This window comes from Pantoea sp. LMR881 (genome assembly GCF_027157825.1).
GTDB lineage: Bacteria > Pseudomonadota > Gammaproteobacteria > Enterobacterales > Enterobacteriaceae > Pantoea > Pantoea haifensis.
Window position 1 is genome coordinate 1,199,176 of sequence record NZ_JAPVOK010000002.1, and the last position, 23,798, is coordinate 1,222,973.

Below are 23,798 nucleotides of genomic sequence, written 5' to 3' on the forward strand. Positions count from 1 at the left end.
GGCAAGCTAACCTTAGATCAACCTGCCGTAAGTTACTGCATTATTGCGGTCTAAAACGCATAGGTGCGTTTTTAAACACTTCATACACAGCCTGCGATGGCGGCTTTGGAATACGGGCCTGCTTCGCCGCTGCGATCGCCGCCTGACACAATGCGGGGTCGCCACCTTCTGCCTTAACGTCAATCAACAAGCCATCTGGCGCAAGTTTAATACGTAAGTCACAGCTTTTTCCGCGATACAGATCTGCATCATAAAAACGGCTCTGAATAGCACTGGTGATCTGTCCCAGATAGGCATTTACGTCAGCCCCTGATGCACCCGCAGTCTTCTGTTTGCCCTGCCCTGCCGCACCGCTTGAGGTGCCACTTTTCGGCGCATTCCTACCCGACGCTAAGCCCCCTAACAGATCATCCACTGCGCTGTCATTTTCCGCGGCTTCAGCGGCTGCCTTTTTCTTCGCATCGGCGGCCGCTTTGGCTTTCGCTGTAGCCTCAGCCTTCGCTTTTGCTGCGGCGTCTGCTTTAGCTTTGGCTTCTGCGGCAGCCTTCTCTTTGGCTTCCTTCGCGGCTTCAGCAGCTTTTTCTTTCGCTTCCTGCGCCGCTTTTGCTTTCGCATCGGCGGCGGCTTTGGCTTTCGCTTCAGCTTCTGCTTTGGCTTTAGCGTCAGCCGCTGCTTTCGCTTTGGCTTCGGCCTCTGACTTCGCTTTCGCCTCAGCTACCGCTTTTTCTTTGGCGGCCTCGGCAGCGGCAGCTTTCGCCTGTTGTTCAGCCTGTTTTTTCGCTTCAGCTGCGGCCTGTTTCGCCTGTTCAGCAGCTTTTTGCTTCGCCTCAGCAGCGGCTTTTGCCTGGGCATCTGCCTGCGCTTTCGCTTCAGCTTTGGCTTTCGCGGCAGCAGCTTCGGCAGTTTTCTGCTGCTCCTGCGCTTGCTTAGCCGCTTGTTCAGCCGCTTTCTGTTGCTCTGCCTGCTGTTTCGCCTGCTCTTTTGCTGCCTCTTGCGCCTGTAACCGCTCTTTCTCAAGCTCTTTCAAACGCTGCTGTTCGGCGGCCTGCTTTTGCTGAAGCTCTTCTGCCTGCTGCTGCGCCTGTTTTTTACGCTGCTGCTCAGCACGCTGACTGTCGCTTTGCTGATTCTGTTGGCGGTTATACTGTTCTACCACTGCACCGGGATCGACCATGACTGCATCGATATCGCTGCCGCCACCGCCGCCGCTGGCTTCAATGTGCTCATTAAATGAACTCCATACCAGCAGCCCGATTAGCACAATGTGCAGAATCACCGATACAATTATCGCGCGCTTTAACTTCTCGTTTTGCTCGGTTGCCTTCGACACTCTCGGTTCCCAAAAAACGGTTCGACTTTAAATCGGCTGCGTCATCAAACCGACAGATTTAACACCCGCCTGGTGCAGCAGGTTAAGCGCCTTGATGATTTCGTCGTAAGGCACTTCTTTTGCCCCGCCGATCAAAAAAGAGAGTCTTTGGATTGGCTTCCAGTCGACGCTGCGCTTCGCTGATCACCTGCTCTGGTGGCAGTTGTTCCATGCGATCGTGATCCACGACCAGGCTGTATTGACCTACGCCCGACACTTCGACAATTACCGGCGGATTATCATCGCTGGCAACCGTTTTAGAATCCGTGGCATCGGGTAAGTCAACTTCTACGCTCTGGGTAATAATGGGTGCCGTCGCCATAAAAATCAGCAGCAGCACCAGCAGGACGTCCAGCAGCGGAACAATGTTGATTTCCGACTTCAGATCGCGGCGACCGCGACCACGCACTCTGGCCATCATTAACCTCTGTTTACTTAGCGTTTTCGCTGGAGAATGCCTGGCGATGCAGAATAGCGGTGAACTCTTCCATGAAGTTGTCGTAGCCCTGCTCCAGCTTGTTTACGCGCTGATTAAGACGGTTGTACGCCATAACCGCAGGAATAGCAGCAAACAGGCCGATAGCGGTAGCGATCAACGCTTCAGCAATGCCTGGCGCCACCATTTGTAAGGTCGCCTGCTTCACCGCACCCAGGGCGATGAAGGCATGCATGATCCCCCAAACAGTACCGAAAAGGCCGATATAGGGACTGATTGAACCCACAGTTCCCAGAAATGGAATGTGATTTTCCAGGGCCTCAAGCTCACGGTTCATGGAAATACGCATAGCACGACCGGCACCTTCTACCACCGCTTCTGGCGCGTGACTGTTGACACGGTGCAAGCGAGCAAACTCCTTAAAGCCAGAATAGAAGATTTGCTCTGAGCCGGACAACTCGTCACGGCGGCCCTGACTCTCCTGATACAGGCGAGAGAGCTCAATGCCAGACCAAAACTTATCTTCAAAGGCTTCCGCCTCACGCCCTGCCGCATTCAAAATGCGCGTGCGCTGAATAATGATTGCCCAAGAGGCAATTGAAAAGCCGATTAAAATCAACATGATAAGTTTGACCAGAAGGCTAGCCTTCAGGAACAAATCAAGAATGTTCATGTCAGTCACTGCTTGAACTCCGCGACAATAGACTTGGGAAGCGCAATCGGCTTCATTAGATGTGGGTTTATGCAGGCAATCAGGACCTCTGCTTCATTGAGCACTTTGCCTTCTGCATTCACGATACGTTGCGTGAACGTCATCGTCGCCCGCGTCATTGAGGTCACTTCACTCTGAATATCGAGAAGATCATCAAGACGTGCCGCCGAAAAATAGTCCACCGTCATCCGCCGCACCACAAAAGCAATCTGTTGTTCTAACAGTGTCTGCTGATTGAAATGGTGCTGACGCAACATCTCGGTACGTGCTCGTTCATAAAAAGCGATATAGCTGGCGTGATAAACCACACCACCGGCATCGGTGTCTTCGTAATAGACCCGAACCGGCCAGCGAAACAGCGTTGTACTCACTCTACATCCCGGCCTCGTTTTAAACGTTGCTACTATACGCAAGAGAATTGGGGTTTGGAATGGGTGTCCAGAGCCAGGAGAAAATAATTATCAGTCCGTAACAATCGGAACTATTTACAGCAGATTTCTTGACCAGAGGCTGACATAAATTCACTGCCTGCATCGTTTTAGCGGATGTTAAGTATAAAACCAGTAAATACCGGCCAGTAAGATAAGCAGTGCGGGTAAAGGTGAAAACAGCGCTTGCCAGCGCGTTTGCTTTGGCCGAAAGCCAACGCCGTGAATCACACCGGCACATACCGCCCAAATCACTAAAAAACCTTGCCAGACTGTCAGGTTACTCGTCTGTGCGGCATAGCGTGACGGGTCCCAAATCAGGCAGCCCGCCAGCAGTAGCGCCAGAATAAGCGAAAGGGCCCGTAACAGGCCCTTGTCCATCAGACGATAAAGCGTCCGAATGACCTTACGCATCAGGGGTGTTCGTCCTTAATGGCGCTCTCTTCAACATGTTCAATCGCCAGCGCCGTCACAATCCCAAAGGCACAAGCCAGCAACGTGCCGAGAATCCAGGCAAAATACCACATGTGTCGTCTCCTTAATCAGTACAGCGAGTGCGTGTTGCGCTCAATGTATTCTTTCGTGATTCGGCCATACATCTTGTAATAGCACCATGCGGTATAAGCCAGGATGAGCGGTACAAAAATGATAGCGGCAATTGTCATAATTTTCAGCGTCAGTAAACTGGACGTCGCATCCCACATTGTCAGACTGGCGCCCGGCACAGTGCTTGACGGCATAATGAACGGGAATAGCGCAATCCCAGCCGTCATGATGACGCACGCTAATGTCAGTGAAGAGAAAATAAATGCCCAGGCACCCTTCTCCAGGCGAGAACAGAGAATTGTCATCAGTGGCAACAGCACGCCAAGCAGCGGGAACAGCCACAGTAACGGCATATTCTGGAAATTAACCATCCAGCTGCCTGCTTCACGTATTACGGTTTTCCCCAGCGGGTTAGACGCCGCATGATGATCAAGGGTGCTGGTCACCACAAAACCATCAATGCCATATTTCACCCACACGCCCGCCAGCACGAAACACACCAGCATCACCAGAGCTGAAATCTGTGCGGCAAGGCGTGAACGCAGGTGCAGTTCGCCGGTGGTACGCATTTGCAGATAGGTTGCGCCCTGCGCCAGAATCATCGCCACGCTGATCACGCCAGCCAGCAGGCCAAACGGATTCAGCAACTGGAAAAAGTTACCGGTATAGAAGAGGCGCAAATATTCATCCGCATAAAACGGCACGCCCTGTAATAAATTACCGAAAGCAACACCTATAACCAGCGGCGGCACAAAGCTCCCGATGAAGATGCCCCAGTCCCATACATCACGCCAGCGTCTGTCTTCAATTTTGGAACGATAATCAAAGCCCACTGGTCGGAAAAACAGTGAAGCCAGTACCACAATCATCGCGACATAAAAGCCAGAAAACGCGGCGGCGTAGACCATAGGCCAGGCAGCAAACAGCGCACCGCCTGCGGTAATCAACCAGACCTGGTTGCCGTCCCAGTGCGGTGCAATGCTATTGATCATGACACGGCGTTCGGTATCGGTGCGCCCCAGCAGGCGCGTTAACATACCGACGCCCATGTCAAAACCGTCGGCAACCGCAAATCCAACCAGCAGAATGCCGATCAACAGCCACCAGACAAAGCGCAGCACTTCATAATCAAACATAGCTGTTCTCCTTATCCACGCACCGGCTGAACGTGAGTGGCGATCTCATGATGATAACGCCCGGTCTTCAGGCTGCTTGGCCCAAGGCGCGCGAATTTGAACATCAAATACATTTCGGCAACGAGGAACAGCGTATAAAGACCGCAGATCAGAATCATCGAGAACAAAATGTCGCCCACCGTCAGCGATGAGTTCGCCACTGCTGTCGGTAACACTTCACCAATCGCCCAGGGCTGGCGACCATACTCGGCAACAAACCAGCCCGCCTCTACCGCAATCCATGGCAGTGGAATGCTGTAGAGCGCCGCCTTTAATAACCAACGGTTTTTGCCAATGCGATTACGAATAACGCTCCAGAACGACAGCATAATCACGCCCAGCAGCAGCACGCCGCATAACACCATAATACGGAAGGCAAAATAGAGCGGCGCGACGCGAGGGATTGAATCCTGGGTTGCCTGAAGGATTTGCGCTTCGGTCGCATCAGAGACGTTTGCGGTATAGCGTTTCAATAGCAGGCCGTAGCCCAAATCCTTTTTGCTGTTATTGAACGCTTCACGCACCGCCGGATCCTGGCTGCCTGCACGCAGTTCATTCAGCAGCGCATACGCTTTCATCCCGTTACGAATGCGGGCCTCATGCTGCGTCATAAGATCTTTCAGGCCCGTTACTGGCGTATCCACCGAGCGGGTGGCGATCAGGCCGAGCAGCCAGGGAATTTGAATGGCGTAGTGGTTTTCCTGCGTCTCCTGACTGGGCAAACCAAACAGCGTAAAGGAAGCCGGTGCGGGTTGTGTTTCCCATTCGGCTTCGATGGCGGCCAGTTTGGTTTTCTGGACGTCGCCCATTTCATAACCGGACTCATCCCCCAGTACAATCACGGATAATACCGCCGCCATGCCAAAGCTGGCCGCAATCGCGAAGGAGCGTTTAGCAAATGCGGTATCTCGTCCTTTCAGTAAGTACCAGGCACTGATGCCAAGGATAAACATCGCGCCGGTGGTGTAACCTGCCGCAACGGTATGAACGAATTTCACCTGCGCAACGGGATTCAACACCAGCTCGGAAAAGCTCAGCATTTCCATGCGCATGGTTTCGAAATTGAAATCAGACGCGATCGGATTTTGCATCCAGCCGTTCGCAACCAGAATCCACAGTGCCGACATGTTTGAGCCCAGCGCCACCAGCCAGGTTACCGCTAAATGCTGGACTTTGCCTAAGCGATCCCAGCCGAAGAAAAACAGGCCAACAAAGGTGGATTCGAGGAAGAAGGCCATTAATCCTTCGATGGCCAGAGGGGCACCGAAAATATCGCCAACATAGTGAGAATAATATGACCAGTTCGTTCCGAACTGAAATTCCATGGTCAGGCCTGTCGCCACACCAAGGGCAAAGTTAATACCAAATAACTTGCCCCAGAATTTGGTCATATCTTTATAGATTTGTTTGCCGCTCAGAACGTAAACCGTTTCCATAATGGCCAGCAAAAACGCCATACCGAGCGTTAAGGGGACAAACAGGAAATGGTACATCGCCGTTAAGGCAAACTGTAAACGCGACAGTTCGACAATATCTAGCATAGTAACTCCTTGCTCCTCGCATACGTTTTTTGACGCGAGGAACAGGATTAGGCGTCAAAAAAGCGTCAGGAACGACTGATTATTGATTCCAGTTTTGTTATTAGCAGAACCGATTATTGCCCTGCCCTGTGTGAGTGAATTAAGATTTCAGAAACAGAACAACGTCAAAACAAGCCATTAGCTTAAACGCGTACGCGAGAAACCAGGCAACAGGTGGTCATCCCGAACTACAGCAAACGTTTGAAAGTTTGTATAAAAGGCTGGATTGATGCAGCGCAATTTAAGCCTGTAACGCTGCGCTTTGCCAGCGGTAAACTTTGTTATATGTCGTGGATAATTGATCTGGATTAACGCAACGGTTGTTTAAATATGACCTGGCAAAAAGAGTGTTAAAAAGGTGTCAATAAATTCTGTTATTTCCCTAAAATTAATTACCTTTATTCGTTTTTATTAACCTGACCTCCCGCTGTAACCGCGCCATAAATGAAGAACCGACAGATACCGGCTGGATTTATGACGCGCATAAAAAAGGCCACCCGAAGGTGGCCTGAGCGTTCGAAAACCACTCTCTTATTTAGCAGGCAGAACCGCTTTAACAGCGTCACCGATATCAGCCAGGCTGCGTACCGTTTTCACCCCTGCGGCTTCCAGCGCGGCAAATTTCTCATCTGCCGTACCTTTGCCACCTGCGATGATGGCGCCCGCATGGCCCATACGTTTGCCTTTTGGCGCCGTCACACCGGCGATGTAACCTACCACTGGCTTGGTTACATGCTCTTTGATGAACGCTGCCGCTTCTTCTTCGGCGCTGCCGCCGATTTCACCGATCATGACAATCGCTTCAGTCTGCGGATCGTCCTGGAACATTTTCAGGATGTCGATAAAGTTAGAGCCAGGAATCGGGTCGCCACCAATGCCAACGCAGGTTGACTGGCCGTAGCCGATATCCGTGGTCTGCTTAACCGCTTCATACGTCAGCGTACCGGAACGTGAAACGATACCCACACGTCCTGGCTGATGAATGTGGCCTGGCATAATACCGATCTTACATTCGCCTGGGGTAATGACACCCGGGCAGTTTGGTCCGATCATGCGCACGCCCGCTTCATCCAGCTTCACTTTCACGGTCAGCATATCCAGCGTTGGGATACCTTCAGTGATGGTGATAATCAGCTTGATGCCTGCGTCAATGGCTTCCAGGATACCGTCTTTACAGAACGGGGCCGGAACATAGATAACTGTTGCGGTTGCACCAGTGGCTTCTACCGCTTCACGCACGGTGTTAAACACCGGTAAACCGAGATGGGTGGTGCCGCCTTTGCCTGGCGTTACGCCGCCAACCAGCTGCGTACCATACGCCAGCGCCTGCTCAGAGTGGAATGTGCCCTGTCCGCCGGTGAATCCCTGGCAGATAACTTTGGTGTTTTTGTCGATCAAAATGGACATTATTTACCCTCCGCAGCAGCAACAACACGCTGTGCCGCGTCTGTCAGGCTGGTTGCTGCAATGATATTCAAACCGCTGTCCGCCAGTTTCTGCGCGCCCAGCTCGGCGTTGTTCCCTTCCAGACGTACCACAACCGGTACGTTGACACCCACTTCAGCGACCGCGCCGATGATGCCGTCAGCGATCAAATCGCAGCGTACAATACCGCCGAAGATGTTAACGAATACGGCTTTAACTGCATCGTCAGACAGGATAATTTTGAAGGCTTCAGTTACGCGCTCTTTGGTGGCGCCGCCGCCAACGTCGAGGAAGTTAGCCGGTTGACCACCGTGGTGTTTCACGATGTCCATGGTGCCCATTGCCAGGCCTGCACCGTTAACCATACAGCCGATGTTGCCTTCCAGCGCAACGTAGTTCAGTTCCCACTGTGTTGCGTGTGCTTCGCGCGGGTCTTCCTGACTTGGATCACGCATTTCGCGCAGTTCAGGCTGACGGAACAGGGCGTTGCCGTCGGCACCCAGTTTGCCATCCAGGCAAATCAGATCGCCTTGCTTAGTGATCACCAGCGGGTTGATCTCAACCAGCGCCAGATCGCGCTCCAGGAACATGGTCGCCAGACCCATAAAGATCTTGGTGAACTGGCTAACTTGTTTACCGGTCAGGCCGAGTTTAAATGCCAGTTCGCGGCCCTGATAAGGCTGTGGACCGGTTAGTGGATCCAGCGCCATTTTATGGATCAGGTGTGGCGTCTCTTCTGCCACTTTCTCAATTTCCACGCCGCCTTCGGTAGACGCCATGAAAACAACGCGACGGGTCGCACGGTCAACCACTGCGCCCAGATAGAGTTCTTGATCGATGTCTGTCGCCGCTTCAACCAGAATCTGGTTTACTGGTTGACCATCAGCATCTGTTTGATATGTCACCAGACGCTTGCCAAGCCAGTTCTCAGCAAAAGCGCGAATCTCTTCTTTACTGTTAACCACTTTCACACCGCCCGCTTTACCGCGGCCACCGGCATGAACCTGACATTTAACTACCCACGGACCTGCGCCAATTTTTGACGCCGCTTCTTCTGCCTGGCGTGGTGTAGTGCAAGCGTAACCTGTTGGTGCCGGCATGCCATACCGTGCAAACAGCTGTTTCGCCTGGTATTCGTGTAAGTTCATGATGTTCTATCCATTCAGGTCTGAAAAGATTAATAAAGTTGGGCGCGTCTGAAACGCGCCCGATGAAAATCAGACGTCCAGCAGCAGACGTGCCGGATCTTCCAGCATCTCTTTCACCGCCACCAGATAGCCAACAGACTCGCGGCCATCAATCAGACGGTGATCGTAGGAGAGCGCCAGATACATCATTGGCAGCACAACAACCTGACCATTCACTGCCATTGGACGATCTTTAATGGCGTGCATACCCAGAATCGCACTCTGCGGTGGGTTGATGATCGGCGTTGACATCAACGAACCGAAAACACCGCCATTCGTGATAGTGAAGTTACCGCCAGTCAGATCCTCAACGGTCAGCTTGCCGTCACGACCTTTCACTGCCAGCTCTTTAATTTTCTTCTCGATATCAGCCATGCTCAGCGCATCAACATCGCGCAGCACTGGCGTGACCAGGCCGCGTGGGGTTGAAACAGCAATACTGACATCAAAGTAGTTGTGGTAAACCACATCATCGCCATCGATAGACGCATTGACTTCTGGATAACGCTTCAGCGCCTCTACCACGGCTTTAATGTAGAAAGACATAAAGCCCAGACGCACGCCGTGACGCTTCTCGAAGACTTCGCCGTACTGCTTGCGCAGATCCATGATCGGCTTCATGTTGACTTCGTTGAAGGTGGTCAGCATGGCGGTGCTGTTTTTCGCTTCCAGCAGACGCTCAGCTACACGCTTACGCAGACGCGTCATCGGTACACGTTTTTCGCTGCGGTTAGCCACAGCCGGTTGCGGCGCTGCTTCTGCGGCAGGTGCAGCGGCTTTTGCGGTTTCTGGCTTCTTAGCCAGATGTTTTTCCACATCTTCCCGTGTGATACGACCGCCAACACCGCTGCCTTTAATCTGCGATGCATCCAGATTGTGCTCTGCAATCAGACGGCGAATCGCCGGGCTGAGTGCGTCATTGCTCTCTTCTTCCAGTGAAGCAGTCTGACGCTGAGCCGGTGTAGACTCTTTGCTGTCAGCTTTAGCACTGGTTTCTTTACCCGCGCTGTTACCTTCTTTCAGACGACCCAAAATCTGGCGAGAAGTGACAGTTGCCCCTTCATCTTCCAGTACCGCTTCCAGAACGCCGTCTGCGGAGGCTGGCACTTCCAGTACCACTTTGTCAGTTTCGATCTCTACCAGCACTTCATCGCGACTTACTGCATCGCCTGGTTTTTTGTGCCAGGTTGCCACGGAGGCATCGGCAACGGATTCAGGCAGGTCGGGAACGAGAATATCTACGCTACTCATTATCTTTCCTTTTAATTAATCAACGTTCAGCGCGTCATTAACCAGGTCTTGCTGCTGTTTTTGGTGTACGGACATGTAACCCACGGCCGGTGAAGCAGATGCCGGGCGGCCTGCATAACGCAAGGTGGCGCCAAACGGCACGACTTCGCGGAAATGATGTTGACTACAGTACCACGCGCCCTGGTTCAAAGGTTCTTCCTGACACCAGACAAAATCCTGTACGTGGGAATAGGCTTTCAGTGCTTCTTGTACGGCCTGATGTGGGAACGGATAAAGCTGTTCAATACGCACGATGGCGACGTCGGTCTGCTCGTTCTTACGACGCTGCTCCAGCAGATCGTAATAGACTTTACCGGCACACAGCACCACACGTTTTACGCCTTGCGGATCGAGATCGTCAATTTCACCAATCGCTGGCTGGAAACTGCCATCTGCCAGTTCATCCAGCGACGAAATAGCCAGTGGATGACGCAGCAGTGATTTGGGTGACATCACGATCAGCGGACGACGCATACCACGCAACGCCTGACGACGCAGCATGTGATAAACCTGCGCTGGCGTTGACGGTACGCATACTTGCATATTCTGCTCAGCGCAGAGTTGCAGATAACGTTCCAGGCGAGCGGATGAGTGCTCAGGACCCTGACCTTCATAGCCATGTGGCAGCAGCATCACCAGACCACACATGCGGCCCCATTTCTGCTCACCGGAGCTGATGAACTGGTCGATAACCACCTGCGCACCGTTGGCGAAGTCACCAAACTGCGCTTCCCAAATGGTCAGGATGCGTGGTTCAGCCGTGGCGTAACCATATTCAAATGCCAGTACCGCCTCTTCCGACAACACCGAATCCCATACCTTGAACTGCCCCTGCCCATTGTGTACATGGTGCAGCGGTGTGTAGGTGGAACCGTTAGCCTGGTTATGGATAACTGCATGGCGATGAAAGAAGGTGCCACGGCCAGTATCTTCACCAGACAGACGCACCGGGATGCCTTCATCAACCAGCGTTGCGTAAGCCAGGTTTTCTGCGCCGCCCCAGTCAAAGCTTTGTTGCCTTCGGCCATCTCTTTGCGGTCGTTGTAAATCTTGGCCACGCGCGATTGCACTTCTACTTCTTCCGGGATTTGACTGATGCGGCGCGCCAGTTCCTGCAACCGCTTCTTATCAACTTTGGCCGGATAGGCTTCATCCCACTCATGATTGAGATAAGGAGACCAGGTAAAGGAGTGCAGGCTCATTGGACGCCATTCCGGCACCACACATTCACCTTCATCCAAAGCATCACGGTAGAGGTTCACCATTTCGGTGGCATCTTCCTGAGTGGCAACACCTTCGCTTTCCAGACGGTCAGCATAGATTTTGCGCGGCGTCGGATGCTTTTTGATTTTCTGGTACATCAACGGCTGCGTTGCACTTGGCTCATCCGCTTCGTTGTGACCATGACGGCGATAGCACACCAGATCGATAAACACATCACGTTTAAAGGTGTTGCGATAATCCAGCGCCAGACGAGTAATAAAGGCCACCGCTTCAGGATCATCCGCGTTAACGTGGAAAATCGGAGCCAGCACCATTTTGCCGATATCGGTGCAATAGGGCGTTGAGCGCGCATCTTTCGGGTTAGAGGTGGTGAAACCTACCTGATTGTTGATCACAATGCGCACCGTACCGCCGACTTCGTAACCGCGCGCCTGCGACATGTTCAAAGTTTCCTGCACGACACCCTGACCAATAACGGCTGCATCACCGTGGATGGTAATCGGCAACACTTTATTGCTGGCAGGCTCGGCCAGACGATCGAGACGCGCACGTACCGATCCCATGACTACCGGACTCACGATTTCAAGGTGAGACGGGTTAAACGCCAGCGCCAGATGCACTAAGCCACCACTGGTTTCAACGTCCGATGAGAAGCCCATGTGATACTTCACATCGCCCGTACCGAGATGCTCTTTATGCTTGCCTGAGAATTCGTCAAACAGATCTTGCGGCTTTTTACCCAACACGTTAATCAACACGTTGAGACGGCCACGGTGCGCCATACCCAGCACGACTTCGCGCGTGCCGCTCTTACCGGCATGGCGAATCATTTCGCGCAGCATAGGCACCAGCGCATCGCCGCCTTCCAGCGAGAAGCGTTTTGCGCCTGGGAATTTTGCGCCAAGATATTTTTCCAGTCCTTCTGCCGCAGTCAGCTCTTTCAGGAAACCTTTTTCTCATCGCCACTGAAAGAGGCCTGGCCCATCACCGACTCGAGGCGCTGCTGAATCCAGCGTTTCTCTTCGGTGTTGTTGATGTGCATGTACTCTGCACCAATTGAGCCACAATAGGTTTGCTGCAGCGCCTCGAACAGATCGGCCAGCTTCATGGTTTCTTTGCCACCGGCAAAAGAACCTACGTTAAAGCTTTCCTGAAAATCGGCATCGGTCAGATCGTGAAAGGCAGGATCGAGATCGGCGACACGGTCCTGTTTCCACAGTCCGAGCGGATCAAGATTCGCATGCTGATGTCCGCGAAAACGAAACGCGTTTATCAGCTGTAGCACTTTCACTTGTTTGGAGTTAGTTGCTGGATCGGAAACTGAAGAGGTGTAACGAGATGCGTCTTTCGCCAGGCGACGGAAATATTCACGTGTGGTGGAGTGAAACTGTTCTGGTTTCACGCCGGTGCCTGGTAGCTGTTGGAACATCGAGCGCCACACTGCATCGACAGAGTCAGGATCGGTCAGGAAATCCTCATAGAGTTGCTCTATGTAAGACTGATTCGCGCCGGCCAGCCAGGAAGAGTCCAGCCAGGGCTTCATCGCGCTGTTCTGCATTGTGATCCCTTAAGCATTGATGTGCTTTTTTGAGGTTTCATTTGTTGCCGCTTTCGCGGTTTGCCGTAGTGAGTTCAGCGATACGAGCACTGTGCGCAGCGCGCGCCCGGCCCGTAAGGGAACCTTTGTAAACGTGGTACCGGACCGCGTTTACAGAGGCTTCCGTAAAACGCCGGGAACGTTCAGGTTCCCGGCAGTCTGTTACTTATGCCCCGCGTTGCAGCAGCATCGACTTGATATGGCCGATAGCGCGCGTCGGGTTGAGCCCTTTCGGACATACGCTCACACAGTTCATAATGCTGTGACAGCGGAAAACACTGAAAGCATCACTCATGTTATCCAGTCGCGCCTCGGTTTCGGTGTCGCGGCTGTCAATCAGGAAGCGATACGCTGCCAGCAGACCCGCAGGCCCAATGAACTTGTCCGGGTTCCACCAGAATGACGGGCAAGACGTTGAGCAGCAGGCGCAGAGAATACATTCGTATAAACCATCCAGATGCTCACGCTCAGCCGGTGATTGCAGATGCTCACGCGCTGGCGGATTTTCCCCGTTATTCAATAAGAAAGGTTTGATTTTCTCATACTGCGCATAAAACTGGCCCATGTCTACAACCAGGTCGCGGATGACCGGTAAACCTGGCAGTGGACGAATGACAATTTTCTTATTGCCATTGCCAAGTGCCGAGACGGGCGTAATGCAGGCCAGGCCATTCTGACCGTTCATGTTCAGCCCGTCGGAGCCGCAGACCCCTTCACGGCACGAGCGGCGGAAAGCCAGCGTCGGATCTTTTTCTTTCAGTCGGATAAGCGCGTCCAGCAGCATCATGTCACGGCCATCTTCTGATTCGAGGCTGTAATCCTGCATACGCGGCTTGTCATCGACTTCTGGATTGTAGCGATAAATTGAAAATTCGAGTCTCATGATCGTCTCTCCGCAAATTAATAAGTACGCACTTTTGGCGGGAAGGCCGCGCGCAGTTTCGGCTGCATGTTCACCTCACGGCGCGTCATGCTCTCGGTTTGCGGGACATACAGGCTGTGACACAGCCAGTTTTCATCATCACGATCCGGGTAGTCGAAACGACTGTGTGCACCACGACTTTCGGTGCGGTAGTTCGCCGCTACAGCCGTGGCGTAAGCGGTTTCCATCAGGTTATCCAGCTCCAGACACTCAATACGCTGCGTGTTGAAGTCAGGTGAACGGTCATCCAGACGAGCCGATTTCAGACGCTCGCGAATCACCTTAAGCTCTTCCAGCCCCTGGGCCATGGCATCGCCTTCACGGAACACCGAGAAGTTGTTTTGCATGCAGCGTTGCAGCGCCTTGCGAATTTCAACCGGATCTTCACCCGTGGTGTTGTTTTCCCAGCGATTGAAGCGAGCCATCGCAGCATCAATTTCATCCTGGGTTGCGTCGCGCAGTTCGCCCTGCTCCTGAATACATTCCAGCAGATGTAGGCCCGCCGCACGACCAAACACAACCAGGTCAAGCAGCGAATTTCCGCCCAGGCGGTTAGCGCCGTGTACCGATACGCAAGCGATTTCACCCACGGCAAACAGGCCGGGAATGACTTCATCTTCGCCCTGCTCATTCAAGCGCAGCGCCTGACCGGTTACTTTGGTCGGAATGCCGCCCATCATGTAATGGCAGGTTGGAATAACCGGAATCGGTTCTTTAATGGGATCAGCGTGCGCAAAAGTGCGCGACAGTTCCAGAATGCCAGGCAGACGTGACTCAAGAACGTCTTTACCCAGATGATCCAGCTTCAGCTTGATGTGTGGACCCCACGGACCGTCACAGCCGCGACCTTCACGAATTTCAATCATCATTGAGCGCGCCACGACGTCACGTCCGGCGAGGTCTTTCGCGTTCGGCGCATAACGCTCCATGAAGCGTTCGCCGTGCTTGTTCAGCAGATAGCCGCCTTCACCACGACAGCCTTCAGTAACCAGCACGCCAGCGCCAGCAATGCCGGTTGGGTGGAACTGCCACATTTCCATATCCTGCACTGGTACGCCCGCACGCAGAGCCATGCCAACGCCGTCGCCAGTATTGATATGCGCATTGGTGGTCGATTGATAGATACGACCCGCGCCGCCTGTTGCCAGGATAGTGGCTTTTGCTTTGAAATAGACCGTTTCACCGGTTTCGATGCTGATCGCGGTGCAACCCACAATCGCGCCATCGGTGTTTTTCACCAGATCCAACGCATACCATTCAGAAAAGATAGTGGTTTTGTTTTTCAGATTCTGTTGGTAGAGCGTGTGCAGCAAAGCGTGGCCAGTACGGTCCGCTGCTGCCGCAGTACGTGCCGCCTGCTCGCCGCCGAAGTTTTTCGACTGACCACCAAACGGACGCTGATAGACACGACCATCGTCGAGACGCGAGAACGGTAATCCCATGTGTTCCAGTTCCAGAATCGCTTCCGGGCCGGTTTTACACATATATTCAATCGCGTCCTGGTCACCGATATAGTCGGAACCTTTAACGGTGTCGTACATATGCCATTCCCAGTTATCTTCATGGGTATTACCCAGCGCAACGGTAATACCGCCTTGCGCAGATACAGTATGGGAACGGGTCGGGAAAACTTTAGATAACAGGGCACAACTCTGGCCCGATTGGGAAATTTGCAGTGCGGCTCGCATTCCTGCGCCACCTGCGCCGATCACCACGGCATCAAATTCTCTGATTGGCAAACTCATTTACACACCCCACACCACAACAAATCCATAAATCGCATAGGACAACAGTGCTACCACGATTACCATTTGCAAAACCAGACGCATCGCCAGAGATTTGACGTAGTCAGTTAACACCTGCCACATACCAATCCAACCGTGGATTAGCGTGGAAAAAAGCGTCAGCAAGGTAAATACTTTGGTGAAGTTTGATGCGAAAAAACCACGCCAGATGTCATACGTCAGCGTGTCAGTCATCAACACAAAACCCAGCAGGTAGACAATGTAAAGCGTAATGAGAATTGCAGTAGCGCGCAGCAGCAGCCAGTCCTGAATACCGTTGCGGCCCAACGAGGATGCATTGCTTACCATACGAGAACTCCAGCCAAAATTGAAAGCACGACAGTAATAACAAACGTCACATGCGCAGAACGTTTACCGACTTGCAGGGTCTCAGCCAGATAACCAAAATCCATCAACATATGACGAATCCCGCCTACCGTATGGAAAGCCAACGCCGTCAAAATGCCCCACATAATGAACTTCGCGAAGAAGCCATCCATGATGGTTGCAGCGTATTGAAAACCTTCCGGGGAAGAGAGAGAGAGACCCAGTAACCACAACAGGATAGCGAGGGCAACGAGTGTGATCACGCCGGTAACGCGGTGAAGAATGGACGATATTGCAGTAACGGGAAACCGGATCGTCGAGAGATCCAAGTTGACAGGTCTTTGTTTTTTCACGGTTTTGCCCACACAGCTCTTTTTTATATTTTGCTTCCTCCGGTCCTGAGGCGGAGTCGAATCACTCTTCGTGTTCAGACTTTAACCGTCACCAAAACAGCAACATCCAGTGTTAATTGACGCGGTAGAAACGCTGGGTGGCTCCTGGTGTCAGGGAATTCCGGAGACCTTGGCGAAGTATAGGAGGATCACATTCTGATTACAATTCCCCTACAAACTCTTTGGGAACATTTCGGCCGAACAGTGATCTTACTCACGATTTTCACAAATGATACAAATTTAATTATCTGATTTGACAATAGTTAAACAATTCAGTTACAAACTATCGCTACAAACCCCTATGATGCACAAAAGTTATGGGGATACACTTTCCCCTAAGCTCAAGTTATGTAACATTGCGAGCGTGAGCCCCAACAAGCATCAGGTTATTGGTTACCAAGAAGTTATGTCCAGACCGGATCTTTAACAACCGCGATATACAGCATGTCATGGCTTTACGGTGCCTGTTTTAATATGCGCCTCTCACTCTGTACCCTGCCCCGATTGTTAACGCAGAGTGAATTTGTGAAGTTTTGCCAAACCGCAACATGAACGTGTTTTAGGTGTCTAAAGATCCTTACCTACATAAGGCGCTATGGAGACGAAAATGACAGATAAAAAAGTGACGCTAACCCTACAAGACGATACGCCTGTTGAACTGGATGTGCTAAAAGGCACGCTGGGCCAGGATGTAGTTGATGTCCGCGCCCTTGGCTCTAAAGGCCTGTTTACCTTCGATCCCGGCTTTACTTCTACAGCGTCCTGCGAATCTAAAATCACCTTTATTGATGGCGATGAAGGTATTCTGCTGCACCGCGGTTTTCCTATCGATCAACTGGCAACCCACTCTAACTATCTGGAAGTGTGTTACATCCTGTTGAACGGCGAAGCACCAACCAAAGAACAGTTTGAAGCGTTTCGGGTAACGGTAACGCGTCATACTATGATTCATGAGCAGATTACCCGCCTGTTCCACGGTTTCCGTCGCGATTCGCATCCTATGGCGGTTATGTGCGGCGTAACTGGCGCACTGGCTGCGTTTTATCACGATTCGCTGGATGTCAATATTGAACGCCATCGTGAAATCGCCGCGTTCCGCTTGCTGTCGAAAATGCCAACAATGGCGGCAATGTGTTACAAATACTCGATCGGTCAACCTTTTGTTTATCCGCGCAACGACTTGTCCTATGCCGGTAACTTCCTGCACATGATGTTTGCTACACCTTGTGAAGAGTACAAGGTGAATCCGGTGCTGGAGCGCGCCATGGATCGCATTCTGATTCTGCACGCTGACCACGAGCAAAATGCCTCAACCTCTACTGTGCGTACCGCGGGTTCTTCCGGTGCGAATCCATTTGCCTGTATTGCGGCAGGCATTGCCTCGCTGTGGGGACCGGCACACGGCGGTGCTAATGAAGCCTGCCTGCGTATGCTGGAAGAGATTAGTACGGTTGAGCACATTCCTGAGTTTGTGCGTCGTGCGAAAGACAAAAACGACTCTTTCCGCTTGATGGGCTTTGGTCATCGAGTTTACAAAAACTATGATCCACGCGCCACTGTAATGCGTGAAACCTGTCATGAAGTACTGAAAGAGCTGGGCATGAAGGATGACCTGCTGGAAGTTGCGATGGAGTTAGAGCATATCGCGCTGAATGACCCGTATTTCATCGAGCGCAAACTCTATCCAAACGTAGACTTCTATTCGGGTATCATTTTGAAAGCGATGGGCATTCCGTCGTCAATGTTTACCGTTATCTTCGCAATGGCGCGTACCGTTGGCTGGATCGCTCACTGGAAAGAGATGCACGACGAAGGCATGAAGATTGCCCGCCCACGTCAGCTCTATACCGGTTATGAAGAACGTCCTTTTACATCTCATTTAAATAATTAATCGCATAAACAGGCACAATTACTAAGGCATTAAGCGACGATGAAAACGCTTAATGCCTTTTTTATTGCCCCTGTAAAATGCATCTCATTAAAATTTTCATTTTGATTACTTTAAATCCCTTATTTTTTCACATCGTCAGGCTGTAAAAAATTGTATTCTTCATAACAAACGTGTCAACGCTCTCACCTGATAACAGCCGGAAATATATCACTCACAAATCAGGTAATCGCACCAATGCCAACCTAATCATGAAGGGAAAATGTAAAGCGAATGTGTTAAACGCTATAACTCAAATGAGCAGTTATATATTACAAATCTCTTATTTAGTAAGATTATTAATTATCTGATAACAAGCAGGCCGGTTAAAATCCAAATTTACAAGCCATCTAACTTATTGATATATAATAAATTAATTCTTATATATTGAATAAGAAGTTTAAATTCCCGTATCTCATTTCAAAGATCTTATATCAACACATAATCTCTTGGCACACCTGTCTTTCCTTCACATAATAATCTCAGGTCGTAATTTATCTGCTGAAACATTATTGGCATTTCTAACCAAAAGGAGTTGTATATGTGTAAAAGAAAAAAATTAGCACTTATTTTTTTGTACAGCGGCATTCATTCAAACGGCAGGTGTAAGTGCCGCAACGACTGTTCAGGAAGGGGGACAATTACCTTTACAGGTATCGTGAGCGATGCAACTTGTATTATCACGGGTGGCGATATTAATAATCCATCAGGAACATCAGCAGATTTTACTGTACGTTTACCAATGGTTTCGCCGACACAACTTGACTCTGCGGGTAAGACTGCAGGCACAACAGATTTTTTTATTAAGCTTTCCGGCGCCAATTGTGCGAATGACATTGTCGCCAATGTACGCTTTAAAGCCCTTGCAGCGACTCCGATTGATTCCGTTAACGGTAACCTTACCAATATTGAAGTCGTCGAAAAGGCTAATAACGCACAAATCCGTCTACTAAATAAAGATAAATCTCCTATTAACCTTAACAACGCCGCAACAGAAAAACACCAAGAAGTCACCATCGCCAATAACGCAGCACAATTTGATTATTCTGCGCAATATTTTGCCACCGCCGCAGCCACCCCAGGTAAAGTCTTATCAACCCTGGGTTACGACATAGAATATAACTAATTTTAAGGGAGGAGCCCCTCCCTTTCTCTATTATAAAATTCACAGGGTTGAAAATGAAAATTGCATCAGCTGTCCTTTTTATAAGCACGATTTTATCATTTCACGCATTTGCAGGAATACAGATTCAGGGAACCCGAATCATCGTTCATCCAGACACGCCAAAAACCTTAAAAATATCAAACCTGGATCCCCAGGCGGCAATGGTGCAACTTTGGATTGATGAAAAAAATGAGTCACTTACGATAAAAGAAAATTTACCTTTTGTTATTCAGCCCCCAATAGCAAAAATTTCAGGGAATAAAACTAAATCATTTCGCATTATTCCCTTACCCGAATCGAAACAACGCTATGCTACTGACAGAGAATCATTGATTTGGTTTAACGCACTCGAAATACCTGGTGAAAATAAAGCCCAGTCAGACGATGCAGCGACAAAGCTGAAACTGGCCTTTCGTATGCGACTTAAATTGTTTTACAGACCGGCTGGTTTAAAGGGTACGCCCCTGGAAGCAGGGCAAAACCTGAAATGGGAACTGAAAAAAACTCATCAGGATATACTTTAACCGCAAAAAATGCGTCACCCTTTCATGTTTCTTTTACAAAAATCTGGCTAGGTAAAGAAGAGACGAAATCGGCATTAACTGGCGGAATGGTTAAACCTTTTTCAGAAGAATCATTCAAAATAACTGCACCGCCTACCGACTTAAACAACCTTAATTACAAATTTATTACAGATATTGGTGCAATTGTTCACCAGCAATACCAATTGTAATTCTTTAATTACGGAACAGTTATATCACCAGCATCAATGTCCATTTCAATCAATGGAATTAAGTAGAATTAATTATGAAAACTATAAAAAAAAGCATTGGCGTTGCTTGCTGTATATTTTTCATTAACAGCATAAACGGGAACGCATCTACTGCATCTGAGAAAGAAGAAAGCACAAATGACAATGCCAAATTCAGCAACCGCTTTCTCTATTTTGATGATTCACACATCGACTTTAACATTATTGCCAACAATCAAGTTACACCAGGGACATATAAATTAGACGTACTGATAAACGATAAAAAAGTTGGCATTTTTGATATTAGATTAGAAGACACCGGTAAAAACAAACTTGAAGCATGTATTCCTGGTAATATTTTACTTGGGAGCAACCTTAAAGACGAAATCATTCCCGTCGAATGGAAAAAAAATGAATGCTATTTCATAAATGACACCTTAACCGGCCTGTCAGAAAAATATAATTATGACGATGAATCGTTAGAAATTAGTATTGCTGACGCTTTACAGAATAACCTACCTAAAGATTACGTCAGCCCAAAAATGTGGGATGAAGGTACCGATGCGTTATCGGTTAAATATAATCTTAGCGGTAGCCAGACAGCATTCAGGAATAATACCTCTGCGCAATATGCGTATGCGAACATTCAAACAACGATGCGGTTAGGCGCGTGGCGCTTTAACACGTTCGATAGCTGGAATTTCGATGACAATAATGGTAATGACTTTTCGCATCTGCAAGCTTATGCCGAACGCGCTATTGCGCCCTTGCAAGCGAATTTGCTCATCGGTGATTTGAATACTTCAGGGGAGTTGTTCAATACAACGAATCTGCGCGGTATCAAGTTAGCAACGGATGAGCAGATGTTACCCGGATCTATGCGTGGCTTTGCTCCTGTCGTCCGAGGTTATGCTAACAGCAATGCCCTTGTTACCGTCAAACAAGGCGGGAATGTGCTCTATGAGCGTACCGTTCCCGCAGGCGAGTTTATTATTGAGGATCTTTATTCCACCGGTTTTGGTGGTGATTTGAATGTCACCATAAAGGAAGCGAATGGGGCGACCCAAACTTACAGCGTACCCAACAGCTCAGTACCCGGTTTATTGCGACCAGGTTATAAGAAATTTGCTGTTAATGCAGGACTGCTTCGAGATTCCAGCCTGCATATCAAACCTTTCATCAGTGAATTTACCGGCAACAGGGTTTAAATAGCTTATTCACTTTATATAGCGGCCTGCAGGCTTCACCAGAGATCAAATATCACTCGTTACTTGCAGGAACAGCATTGAATACCCCTATAGGTGCGTTTGGTTTTGATATTCAACGATCGTTTTACAATGCCAAAGGTATGCAGGCTTGTGATTCCCTTTGCAAAATGGCGTTTAGAATTACCTACTCTAAGTATCTTGAAGAGACTAAAACCAACTTTGGTGTTATTGGCTATCGCTACGCCAGTTCAGATTTTTATACAGTGGGCGATGCCGCACGTCAGTTTGATTTAGAGAAACAAGGGAAAAGTGGCACGATAAGAAATCGGTTTAAAAATCGTATTGAAGCCAGCATCACCCAGCAGCTTTCAGATAATTGGGGAAGTTTTTATGTTAACGGTATCTGGGGACAAGTCTGGAGCGGAACGAATAATGCTACGTCTAATCAATCCACTTATCAACTTGGATACAACAATGGTTATAGAAGTCTCAACTACAGCCTCGCCCTGTCGCGAACCTTCAATATCAACGGTAACATCGATAATACTGTTTACCTCTCCTTCTCTGTACCTTTCGGCACAAGAAATGGTGACAAGCCCTATTTAAACACCACCGCCAGCTTTAATAGCCAGTCTTCAAATATAAGGGTTGGCCTTAATGGTTCTACCGGCAAAGAAAACATTCTTTCATACGGTGGCTATTTTAGTGAATCAAGTAAAAACAATACAGAATTTGGTATGAATATGGGTTACACCGCACCCAAAATATCCATGGGTGGGTCGTATACGCAAAATTTGAACGGATACAGTGCAGCCCTATATAGCAGCGGCGGTTTTGTCCTGCACTCAGGTGGATTAAATGCATCAGCACAATTAGGTGATACCTTCGCCATCATACACGCTCCTGATTTAGTTGGTGAGAAACTCGAAAATTATCCCGGCCAGAAAATCAATAGTAACGGTTACGGTATTTTGCCTTCTCTTACCCCCTATATCTATAACAATGTCACTTTCAACTTCGATGAGATGTCAAGTAACGAAGAAGTTGTAAATATTCAAGAGTATAAAGTAGTACCTACGAAACATGCAGCATTGAAAATTGACATTACAGCTAAAAAAATAAATACCGTGATGTATCAGCTAATGGATGTAAATAAAAACGTCATACCTTACGGCTCAATCGCCTATGACACTCATGGCAATAACATTGGTATTGTTGGTCAGGGTGGAATGATAACACTGGACAGCGTTAATACTAAAACCATTATCAATATCGAAACGACAAAGGGAAATAGATGTAGCATTGCACCTGCAGAAAATATTAACGCTGCCGATTCTGTAAGTTCTGTCAAAACCATGCTGTGTAAAGCATAAAAGGATTTATATGAAAAAAATTCTCCTTTCTTTTTTGAGTTTAGTGCTTTTTCTAATGTTCAAACCTGCATATTCTGCGTGTACAGGCAGTTTAGCGAGGCTTGTTTTGATTAATATCCCCAATATTACAATATCAGGTAAAGAAAAAATTGGAGATACACTTACTACAGCTACCGCTAATACAGGTGAATTGAATTTTTCATGTGGCGTTAACGTAGCGTCAAGCTTGAAAAGTATGCTGACAATACCAAACGCTACAGAAACAACGCTTCCTAACGTCTATACAACCAGTATTTCTGGTATAGGTGTACGCATTAAATGGCCCATGTCTCGCAACGACGTCGCCTGGATCCCAGCCACTTTTCCCTGCTCAGGTAATTGTTATCAGGGCGCTGATAGCATTTTAGTTGAATTAGTTAAAACAGGAGATATACGTTCAGGGGTAATTGATTCAGGCGAAATGGCGCGTATCATTGTCGAATCAAATGTTAATGCAAACGATAACTTTGAACTTCTACGGATACGTTTACTTACAGCGGTCAATGTAACATCTAATTCTTGCTATGTTGAGCAAAAAGATAAAACGATAGATTTAGGGCAATATAATTTTGTCCAAATTAGCCGACCTGGATTTGAGGGAATTAGTAAAAACTTTTCGGTCAATCTCAACTGCCCTACGGAAACAGCAGTAAAAGTTAAATTTGAAGGAACTCTCCCACCCGGTTATACCGATGCAGATGGAATAATTTCCACACGCAGCGATTTATATGATGCGAGAAATATGGCTGTTAAGCTGACAAATAATAACATGCCATTAAAGCTGAACCAGTTTATTCCTTATAACAATGCTTACAATGTTGGAACTAATATAGTTACTGACTCTTCGTTGATGCGATTAGAAGCCAGGCTTTTACCGCTCGCGGGAGCAACACCAGGCAACATAAACGCAACGTTGGTTTATTCTTTTGAGTTGAATTAAT

General features: G+C 49.2%; 21 protein-coding genes and 2 pseudogenes. 7 read left to right on the forward strand and 16 right to left on the reverse strand.

Going from position 1 to position 23,798, the window contains the following annotated elements; genetic code table 11:
* Window positions 1-40: 40 nt before the first annotated feature.
* The 16 genes and pseudogenes from tolA to sdhC all read right to left on the reverse strand — a co-directional run bounded on the left by tolA (window position 41) and on the right by sdhC (window position 16,367).
* Entirely contained in the window at window positions 41-1,330 is a 1,290-nt protein-coding gene (gene tolA, locus O3W44_RS07475) for a cell envelope integrity protein TolA (RefSeq protein WP_269292568.1), read from the reverse strand.
* Window positions 1,331-1,357: 27 nt separating this feature from the next.
* A pseudogene (tolR, locus tag O3W44_RS07480) lies at window positions 1,358-1,787 on the reverse strand (colicin uptake protein TolR).
* 13 nt (window positions 1,788-1,800) lie between these two features.
* The gene (tolQ, locus tag O3W44_RS07485) at window positions 1,801-2,487 is read right to left on the reverse strand and encodes a Tol-Pal system protein TolQ (protein ID WP_269292569.1); all 687 of its coding nucleotides are present in this window, start codon (window positions 2,485-2,487) and stop codon (window positions 1,801-1,803) included.
* Complete coding sequence (gene ybgC / locus O3W44_RS07490) at window positions 2,484-2,888, reverse strand: tol-pal system-associated acyl-CoA thioesterase (protein WP_269292570.1); 405 nt, start codon at window positions 2,886-2,888, stop codon at window positions 2,484-2,486. The genes tolQ and ybgC overlap by 4 nt, the downstream gene beginning before the upstream one ends.
* Before the next feature lie 177 nt (window positions 2,889-3,065).
* The gene (gene ybgE / locus O3W44_RS07495) at window positions 3,066-3,359 is read right to left on the reverse strand and encodes a cyd operon protein YbgE (protein ID WP_269292571.1); all 294 of its coding nucleotides are present in this window, start codon (window positions 3,357-3,359) and stop codon (window positions 3,066-3,068) included.
* Window positions 3,359-3,472 (reverse strand): cytochrome bd-I oxidase subunit CydX, encoded by a 114-nt coding sequence (gene cydX, locus O3W44_RS07500; RefSeq protein ID WP_269292572.1) that lies wholly within the window; start codon window positions 3,470-3,472, stop codon window positions 3,359-3,361. Before cydX ends, ybgE begins: the two co-directional genes overlap by 1 nt.
* A gap of 15 nt (window positions 3,473-3,487) precedes the next feature.
* Entirely contained in the window at window positions 3,488-4,627 is a 1,140-nt protein-coding gene (cydB, locus tag O3W44_RS07505; protein WP_269292573.1) for a cytochrome d ubiquinol oxidase subunit II, read from the reverse strand.
* Between the two features lie 11 nt (window positions 4,628-4,638).
* Window positions 4,639-6,207 carry a cytochrome ubiquinol oxidase subunit I gene (cydA, locus tag O3W44_RS07510; protein ID WP_269292574.1) on the reverse strand — a complete coding sequence of 523 codons (1,569 nt, stop codon included), beginning with the start codon at window positions 6,205-6,207 and terminating at the stop codon, window positions 4,639-4,641.
* A gap of 570 nt (window positions 6,208-6,777) precedes the next feature.
* Entirely contained in the window at window positions 6,778-7,653 is an 876-nt protein-coding gene (sucD, locus tag O3W44_RS07515; RefSeq protein ID WP_021508535.1) for a succinate--CoA ligase subunit alpha, read from the reverse strand.
* Window positions 7,653-8,819 (reverse strand): ADP-forming succinate--CoA ligase subunit beta, encoded by a 1,167-nt coding sequence (gene sucC, locus O3W44_RS07520; RefSeq protein ID WP_269292576.1) that lies wholly within the window; start codon window positions 8,817-8,819, stop codon window positions 7,653-7,655. The genes sucD and sucC overlap by 1 nt, the downstream gene beginning before the upstream one ends.
* A gap of 69 nt (window positions 8,820-8,888) precedes the next feature.
* The gene (gene odhB, locus O3W44_RS07525) at window positions 8,889-10,109 is read right to left on the reverse strand and encodes a 2-oxoglutarate dehydrogenase complex dihydrolipoyllysine-residue succinyltransferase (protein WP_269292578.1); all 1,221 of its coding nucleotides are present in this window, start codon (window positions 10,107-10,109) and stop codon (window positions 8,889-8,891) included.
* 15 nt (window positions 10,110-10,124) lie between these two features.
* Window positions 10,125-12,930, reverse strand: a pseudogene (gene sucA / locus O3W44_RS07530) (2-oxoglutarate dehydrogenase E1 component).
* A gap of 205 nt (window positions 12,931-13,135) precedes the next feature.
* Window positions 13,136-13,852, reverse strand: coding sequence for a succinate dehydrogenase iron-sulfur subunit (locus O3W44_RS07535; RefSeq protein WP_269292580.1), 717 nt, complete (start codon window positions 13,850-13,852; stop codon window positions 13,136-13,138).
* A 17-nt stretch (window positions 13,853-13,869) separates the two neighbouring features.
* A complete protein-coding gene (sdhA, locus tag O3W44_RS07540; RefSeq protein WP_269292581.1) occupies window positions 13,870-15,636 on the reverse strand; it encodes a succinate dehydrogenase flavoprotein subunit in 1,767 nt (588 codons plus the stop codon).
* Window positions 15,637-15,984 (reverse strand): succinate dehydrogenase membrane anchor subunit, encoded by a 348-nt coding sequence (gene sdhD / locus O3W44_RS07545; protein ID WP_269292582.1) that lies wholly within the window; start codon window positions 15,982-15,984, stop codon window positions 15,637-15,639.
* Entirely contained in the window at window positions 15,978-16,367 is a 390-nt protein-coding gene (gene sdhC, locus O3W44_RS07550; protein ID WP_269292583.1) for a succinate dehydrogenase cytochrome b556 subunit, read from the reverse strand. The genes sdhD and sdhC overlap by 7 nt, the downstream gene beginning before the upstream one ends.
* A gap of 634 nt (window positions 16,368-17,001) precedes the next feature.
* On the opposite strand from sdhC, the gene O3W44_RS07555 reads away from it, so the two are divergent.
* The 7 genes from O3W44_RS07555 (at window position 17,002) to O3W44_RS07585 (ending at window position 23,797) form a co-directional block, all read left to right on the forward strand.
* A complete protein-coding gene (locus O3W44_RS07555; protein WP_269292584.1) occupies window positions 17,002-18,285 on the forward strand; it encodes a citrate synthase in 1,284 nt (427 codons plus the stop codon).
* A gap of 577 nt (window positions 18,286-18,862) precedes the next feature.
* Window positions 18,863-19,447, forward strand: a complete 585-nt coding sequence (locus O3W44_RS07560) for a fimbrial protein (protein ID WP_269292585.1) — start codon at window positions 18,863-18,865, stop codon at window positions 19,445-19,447.
* Window positions 19,448-19,500: 53 nt separating this feature from the next.
* Window positions 19,501-20,010 carry a fimbrial biogenesis chaperone gene (locus tag O3W44_RS07565; protein ID WP_269292586.1) on the forward strand — a complete coding sequence of 170 codons (510 nt, stop codon included), beginning with the start codon at window positions 19,501-19,503 and terminating at the stop codon, window positions 20,008-20,010.
* The gene (locus O3W44_RS07570; protein ID WP_269292587.1) at window positions 19,974-20,219 is read left to right on the forward strand and encodes a hypothetical protein; all 246 of its coding nucleotides are present in this window, start codon (window positions 19,974-19,976) and stop codon (window positions 20,217-20,219) included. Before O3W44_RS07565 ends, O3W44_RS07570 begins: the two co-directional genes overlap by 37 nt.
* 74 nt (window positions 20,220-20,293) lie before the next feature.
* Window positions 20,294-21,445, forward strand: a complete 1,152-nt coding sequence (locus O3W44_RS07575; RefSeq protein WP_269292588.1) for a fimbria/pilus outer membrane usher protein — start codon at window positions 20,294-20,296, stop codon at window positions 21,443-21,445.
* Between the two features lie 44 nt (window positions 21,446-21,489).
* Entirely contained in the window at window positions 21,490-22,818 is a 1,329-nt protein-coding gene (locus O3W44_RS07580) for a fimbria/pilus outer membrane usher protein (protein ID WP_269294390.1), read from the forward strand.
* Window positions 22,819-22,828: 10 nt separating this feature from the next.
* Window positions 22,829-23,797, forward strand: coding sequence for a fimbrial protein (locus O3W44_RS07585; RefSeq protein ID WP_269292589.1), 969 nt, complete (start codon window positions 22,829-22,831; stop codon window positions 23,795-23,797).
* Window position 23,798 lies beyond the last annotated feature (1 nt).

What these genes read in the sequence shown, in the direction of transcription:
- sdhA (WP_269292581.1), bottom strand. Translation starts at nt 15,636, where the DNA reads ATGAGTTTGCCAATCAGAGAATTTGATGCCGTGGTGATCGGCGCAGGT.
- sucC (WP_269292576.1), bottom strand. Translation starts at nt 8,819, where the DNA reads ATGAACTTACACGAATACCAGGCGAAACAGCTGTTTGCACGGTATGGC.
- sucD (WP_021508535.1), bottom strand. Translation starts at nt 7,653, where the DNA reads ATGTCCATTTTGATCGACAAAAACACCAAAGTTATCTGCCAGGGATTC.
- cydA (WP_269292574.1), bottom strand. Translation starts at nt 6,207, where the DNA reads ATGCTAGATATTGTCGAACTGTCGCGTTTACAGTTTGCCTTAACGGCG.
- ybgE (WP_269292571.1), bottom strand. Translation starts at nt 3,359, where the DNA reads ATGCGTAAGGTCATTCGGACGCTTTATCGTCTGATGGACAAGGGCCTG.
- cydB (WP_269292573.1), bottom strand. Translation starts at nt 4,627, where the DNA reads ATGTTTGATTATGAAGTGCTGCGCTTTGTCTGGTGGCTGTTGATCGGC.
- O3W44_RS07570 (WP_269292587.1), top strand. Translation starts at nt 19,974, where the DNA reads ATGGGAACTGAAAAAAACTCATCAGGATATACTTTAACCGCAAAAAAT.
- O3W44_RS07535 (WP_269292580.1), bottom strand. Translation starts at nt 13,852, where the DNA reads ATGAGACTCGAATTTTCAATTTATCGCTACAATCCAGAAGTCGATGAC.
- O3W44_RS07575 (WP_269292588.1), top strand. Translation starts at nt 20,294, where the DNA reads ATGAAAACTATAAAAAAAAGCATTGGCGTTGCTTGCTGTATATTTTTC.
- odhB (WP_269292578.1), bottom strand. Translation starts at nt 10,109, where the DNA reads ATGAGTAGCGTAGATATTCTCGTTCCCGACCTGCCTGAATCCGTTGCC.
- cydX (WP_269292572.1), bottom strand. Translation starts at nt 3,472, where the DNA reads ATGTGGTATTTTGCCTGGATTCTCGGCACGTTGCTGGCTTGTGCCTTT.
- O3W44_RS07555 (WP_269292584.1), top strand. Translation starts at nt 17,002, where the DNA reads ATGACAGATAAAAAAGTGACGCTAACCCTACAAGACGATACGCCTGTT.
- O3W44_RS07585 (WP_269292589.1), top strand. Translation starts at nt 22,829, where the DNA reads ATGAAAAAAATTCTCCTTTCTTTTTTGAGTTTAGTGCTTTTTCTAATG.
- O3W44_RS07560 (WP_269292585.1), top strand. Translation starts at nt 18,863, where the DNA reads ATGTGTAAAAGAAAAAAATTAGCACTTATTTTTTTGTACAGCGGCATT.
- sdhD (WP_269292582.1), bottom strand. Translation starts at nt 15,984, where the DNA reads ATGGTAAGCAATGCATCCTCGTTGGGCCGCAACGGTATTCAGGACTGG.
- O3W44_RS07565 (WP_269292586.1), top strand. Translation starts at nt 19,501, where the DNA reads ATGAAAATTGCATCAGCTGTCCTTTTTATAAGCACGATTTTATCATTT.